This is a genomic window from Okeania sp. SIO2B9 (assembly GCF_010672505.1).
In the GTDB taxonomy this organism is placed as follows: domain Bacteria; phylum Cyanobacteriota; class Cyanobacteriia; order Cyanobacteriales; family Microcoleaceae; genus Okeania; species Okeania hirsuta.
The window spans coordinates 1-3,712 of record NZ_JAAHGK010000787.1 but is presented as its reverse complement, the minus strand read 5'-3'; the positions used below and the strand labels follow the sequence as shown (position 1 = coordinate 3,712).

Below are 3,712 nucleotides of genomic sequence, written 5' to 3'. Positions count from 1 at the left end.
GGTGCTAATGCTATTGTTGCAGGTTCTGCCGTGTTTAAAGCTGATGATTATGCAGAAGCAATTAATGGTATTCGTAATAGTAAGCGTCCTGTTCCTGAACCTGAGTTAGCTACTGTTTAATAACAAAAAATACAGTTTAATAAAAAATTATTAAAATTAAAAATGGATTGTACAATCCATTTTTAATTTTCTTTTGGTTGAGATTGATTTAAACCTCTAGCAAAAGTCAAAATTCAATCTTTTTTAATGCTTTTGTCTCTTGCAAGACCAGGCAAAGTATCTACTAAATAACTTTAGCTAAAGCCATCTCCATATCTGATATCAAATCCGTTTAATTGGACATAAAAAAAATCTTCAATCGTCATAACTACGCTCATCTTTGTAATTCTTTCTTCTCCTGACTCCTGACTCCTGACTCCTGAGTACTCCTAACTTAACCATTCTATGGTTGTTTAACCGGATTTGATATGATACTTTTTCTGGTGCAGTAAAAGTTTCTCCATCCATCACAAAAAAAGGCGTACCAGAAGCACCAATTTCTTGAGCTAGTTAAACATCTTGTTGAATTTAATTAATTGCTACTTGAGAATTACGTTGGTGCGCGTTCCCTCTCTTGGTCAGCATTCCCTTGCCTCTTGCGCTGACGCAGGATCTGACCGCTCTGTTGGTCGATTGGATATGGTGAGGATACCCGCTCTTGACAGAGTCGCTGCCTCTTTTCCTGCGGAATGCTGCGCAAACAGAGGAGCTTTCCTTGCGGAATGCTATCGCAAACGCTAACGCCATCCCTCGACCTCTTGTGCCATGCGACGGCGCGGAGTCCCATCCATTTTTTCCCCTATTCTATTTCTGAATTTCCTGACTCCTGACCCCTGACTCCTATGCCAAAAGCACATACCTTTGCAAAGATACCAAATGAGTTCTATATGGTATTTGCAATTAGTTGGAGTTTGTAGATGCGGAGCAAATACCCGTTAGCTATTCCATCTAACTTTCTCTTCTTCCCTTTTCAAGCCATCTATTTTTAATTTTTTCAAAAGGTAAATTTATTGACTAACTTTAGCCAAAAGTTTCTCCATATCTGATACTTTTACTGCACCAGAAAAAGTTTCTCCATTCATCACAAAGAAAGGTGTACCAGAAGCACCAATTTCTTGAGCTAGTTGAAAATCTTGTTGAATTGAGTCAGTTGCTTCCTGAGACTTTCGATCGCTATTAAACTTCTCTATATCTAAGTTCAAATTATTAGCAATTTCTATATAGAACTCTTCACCTAATTTATCCTGTTGTTCAAATAAAGCATCGTGATATTCCCAAAATTTACCTTGTTGTTGAGCTGCCCAAGATGCTTTAGCTGCTGGAATTGCTTGAGGGTGAATTCTTACTAGAGGTAAATGCTTAAATACTAAAGTTACTCTATCTTGATGTTTATCCATAAATTCTTTAAGATTTACTTGCACTTTAGAGCAGAAAGGACATTGAAAATCTGAGAATTCAAACAACACGATTTTTTGCTCGGTAGAACCAAAAGTTGGAGAATTACCAATTTTTGCTTGAGGATTGGTTTTAAACTGTTTTAATACTTCCTGCTTACTAGCTTGTTGTTGTTCCTGTTGTTGTTGTTGGTAAGCTTGTACTGATTCTATAATTGCTTCTGGATTATTACGAATAATCTGTAATACTTGCTGTTCTAATTCTTCTGAATTTACTTGAGTACCAGTTGATTGAGCTGATGGAGTACAACCACTAATGGCAATAACTATACTGAATATTGCTATGAAGTATAAAACTTTCAAGTTATATAGATTAAATCTAGTAGAAAAATTACTCATAGTCCTCCATTTAAAGTCAAAAAAATCATGAATATAATATAGTATAAATTTCATTTGAGTTGTTTCAAAAATCTGGCAAATTTTAGGAAAAAGGCGAAAGGCAAGAGGCAAAAGGTAAGATGGTTTACCGGACTTTTTAATGTTAGTAAATAACTAACTATTGTTTGACATTGCAAATAAAAATGCTATATAGCGCTGTGCGCAGGCAACAGCTCATCTGGCAACAGCTCCGGAAGGGGGAATAAAAAACCGATAATATCAGGCTTTTAGCTATTGGACAGTTACTGTAATTTGTAAATATGCCAGCGCACATTGCTATACATGGTAGTCCTATTTTAGTTGTGAATAAAATCTAGGAATTACGAAAATTTTTAATTAGGGGTTAGAGATCAAGTTTTTTGATTTTCTATCTATAAGTTCTGGATTTTTCACAAATCATTATCAGACTGCTTAAATTAAATAATAAACAAAACCTTTCTCCGTTCGAGTAGCTATAAGGTTGAAAATTATATGTAACTAGAGAGAGAATAGTAAAAAATAAAATTAGGGAAATCAATAAAATTTTTGAGAAAAATTATTTAACAGAATTATTCCGCAAAAAAAAATTTAGTATATCTTTCAGTATTTACCGAATAATTCATAGTTAAAGCATCTTTATCATCTGAATAAACAAACAACAAACAAAAAAATATTTTACTTTTTGTCAATCCTATCTACTTCAAGGAGAGGTATTGAAGAAGGAGACAGGAGACAGGAGACAGGAGACAGGAGGAAAATTACATGGGGATTCTCACCCCAAGTAATTTTGAACACCGTGTAGACGGTGGGGTATTAAACCCACAAAGAAAATGATAATGAATAGTGAATTATTTATTGGATATCTCCAAGAATCAAAAATAAAATCAATTATCGCACAGAAATTATCAATTATTTCTCCCTTTCCCCTACTCCCTACTCCCTACTCCCTCTTTTATAGTTACAGTTTGCCAAAATAATCTAAATTTTGACAAACAAACGTAATTAATAATCTATAGACACACTTTCTAAATTAGAAGAAAATGGTTAAATTCTAATCTAAAAAACCCATCAAACCTTCATTATCAACCTGATTAGAAGCAACTGGACGATTCATCAAAGTTTGACTAACTTCTAAATGATTAGTACCTATAGGGCGAACTCCAGAAGCAGTAATAGTACTATTAAACTCTAATCCACTAGAAACAACTGGACGAATTCCAGAAGCGGACATTGTATGATGTACTTCAAGACCTGTTGAAACTACAGGACGATTAGAAATTGTTTGAGTATACTTAAGATTAGTTGTGCCAATAGGACGATTTCCAGGTAAGGCTAATTTTCCAGATACTTGAGATTCTTGTGCTTGCTTTTCTTGTACTGGTTTGGTCTCAACTTGTAAAGTGGTACGCTGTTGAGACCCTTGATCCAATTTTGTTGGCTGATTACTTTGAGTAGTAGTTTTACTACTACTATCAGTAGTTTTATTAGTTTCTGTCATAGTTCCATTAGTGCTCATAATTTTACCTCTCCATTATTAAAATTGGTTGACCACTTGATAATTAGAACCACCAATTTTTGTGATTGGTCTTTGTTTGTTTATTGAATTCTTAAATTTTAATAAACCTGTAGTTATTGTAACCATACTTAAAGTCAAAAACATAGTTTTGTTAAAAAATACAACATCTCAGGGAGTGTGGGGAGATGGGGAGATGGGGAGATGGAAACCCACCCCTAACCCCTCCCAGGAGGGGAATTTGGTGAGATGGGGAGGTGGGGAGATTTGTATAGTATATTTGTACAACTAAATGTATTTTATATTAGTATTTTCTGGCGACAAAAAATTAGCCCTGGGGGGATGGGGA

Annotated in this window: 4 protein-coding genes and 1 pseudogene; 2 read left to right on the top strand and 3 right to left on the bottom strand. The window is 34.7% G+C overall.

Translation table 11 applies throughout. The annotated features are described in order from the left end of the window. Positions 1 to 120: pseudogene (locus F6K13_RS23400) on the top strand (ribulose-phosphate 3-epimerase); the annotation flags it as partial. Positions 121 to 354: 234 nt separating this feature from the next. On the opposite strand, the gene F6K13_RS23395 reads toward F6K13_RS23400, so the two are convergent. The 3 genes from F6K13_RS23395 to F6K13_RS23385 form a co-directional block, all read right to left on the bottom strand. Beyond that, positions 355 to 510, bottom strand: a complete 156-nt coding sequence (locus tag F6K13_RS23395) for a hypothetical protein (protein WP_161564997.1) — start codon at positions 508 to 510, stop codon at positions 355 to 357. A gap of 536 nt (positions 511 to 1,046) precedes the next feature. After that, the gene (locus F6K13_RS23390; protein WP_124144319.1) at positions 1,047 to 1,832 is read right to left on the bottom strand and encodes a DsbA family protein; all 786 of its coding nucleotides are present in this window, start codon (positions 1,830 to 1,832) and stop codon (positions 1,047 to 1,049) included. A 1,069-nt stretch (positions 1,833 to 2,901) separates the two neighbouring features. Further along, entirely contained in the window at positions 2,902 to 3,366 is a 465-nt protein-coding gene (locus tag F6K13_RS23385; protein ID WP_124144318.1) for a hypothetical protein, read from the bottom strand. A 148-nt stretch (positions 3,367 to 3,514) separates the two neighbouring features. Between F6K13_RS23385 and F6K13_RS23380 the strand changes: the two genes are divergently transcribed. Continuing rightward, complete coding sequence (locus F6K13_RS23380) at positions 3,515 to 3,655, top strand: hypothetical protein (RefSeq protein WP_161564439.1); 141 nt, start codon at positions 3,515 to 3,517, stop codon at positions 3,653 to 3,655. Positions 3,656 to 3,712: the final 57 nt, after the last annotated feature.